A 1,411-nucleotide genomic window follows, 5' to 3' on the forward strand; every position below is an offset into this window, starting at 1 on the left:
TTTTTGACCGACCGCTTGGCGCATAAATTTCATTTCTTCATCAGTCATTCCAGATTGAGCGTATTCATTCAGCTCATTTTCCATCTCGATAATCGATGCGACCGTCGAATCGGCACGAACTTGCGCGGTAAATACAACCGAACCGGTTTCAGGATTCCCCGAGAAGTAACCGTAAGCACCGTAGGTGTAGCCTTTGTCTTCACGCAGGTTTTGGTTGATGCGACTGTTAAAGTTACCCGCTAGGTTAAAGTTCGCGAGCTGGCTTAGATAAAAGTCACCCGTGGCATCATAAGGCATGCCTTGACGAACCATCATAACCACACTTTGCGGTGCCCCTGGTTTGTCGACAAGATGAATTTTCTGCTCACCTAATGCTGGTATTGTTTGAGGAGCATAAAGTGGTGCCGCTTCATCTTTCCATTCAGCCCAAAACGCAAGCTTCTGCTCAATGTCTTGTTTAGCAATGTCACCCACCACCACGACTTGTGCACTCTGCGGTGTGTAGTGCTTAGCGTAGAACTCACGTACATCATCAAGCGTTAGCGCACTGACCCCGGCTTGCGTGCCGTCTTTCGGACGAGCGAAAACAGAATCGCCATACAGCACTTGTCGACTTGCTTGAGATGCCATCCAACTTGGATTTTGATGTTCGTACACAAGCCCTTCGAGTGCCTGCATTTTCACACGATCAAAATCTTCTTGTTTGAACGCTGGCGATAGCAGCATCTCTTCAACGATTTTCAGTGTTGGCTCTAAATTCTTTTCTAAAGAAGAAACGCTGATGTTCGTCGTGTAGCCTGTGGCATCGACAGAGATCATGCTGCCGAGTTTATCGAGCTCAGCTTGAATTTGTTCCACGCTACGTTTGGTCGTTCCTTCTTGCAACATAGCGGCCGTCAGTTGCGCTAGGCCTTCTTTGCCTTTTTCCACAAAACGCGTGCCCGCAGGCAAGCTGAATTGCATCATGACTGTCGGAGTTTCGTTGCTCACGGTGCCGAGTAGTTCAGAGCCGTTGTCAAAGTGCACATTGTACAGTTCTGGCATTGTTGCTTTCACTGGTTCACCGACCGGTGGCTGCTCTGAACGATCAAAATTGTCCGTTGCGCGGCGATAGGCTAACTGATCATCGGTAATTTTTTTGTACTCTGGCAAGGTGCGTTCTGGCGTTGTAAATGTCGCAGACTTAACAGCAAGATCCGTTTTGCCTTTTGGTACCACGCTCAAGGTGACTTTCGACTTACCTTGAATAAAGTTTTGGTACACCTTCTCAACAGATTGAGGAGTCACGGCGCGAATCTGTTCCAATTGTTTTTCAATCAAATCAGGTTGGCCAAAGAAAGTTTCATTCGACGCTAGCTGTGTGACTTTACCTTTCACGCTTTCAAGCGCGAAAATCGCATCCGCTTCAGCT

At 47.7% G+C, this 1,411-nt stretch carries 1 protein-coding gene; it reads right to left on the reverse strand.

Annotated features, from left to right (window positions below):
* On the reverse strand, nucleotides 1–1,411 hold a 1,411-nt coding region (locus R8N46_RS24740), incomplete at both ends, for a M16 family metallopeptidase (RefSeq protein ID WP_318189714.1).

It is taken from the genome of Vibrio sp. 1874, from assembly GCF_033344395.1.
Taxonomy (GTDB): Bacteria; Pseudomonadota; Gammaproteobacteria; order Enterobacterales; family Vibrionaceae; genus Vibrio; species Vibrio alginolyticus.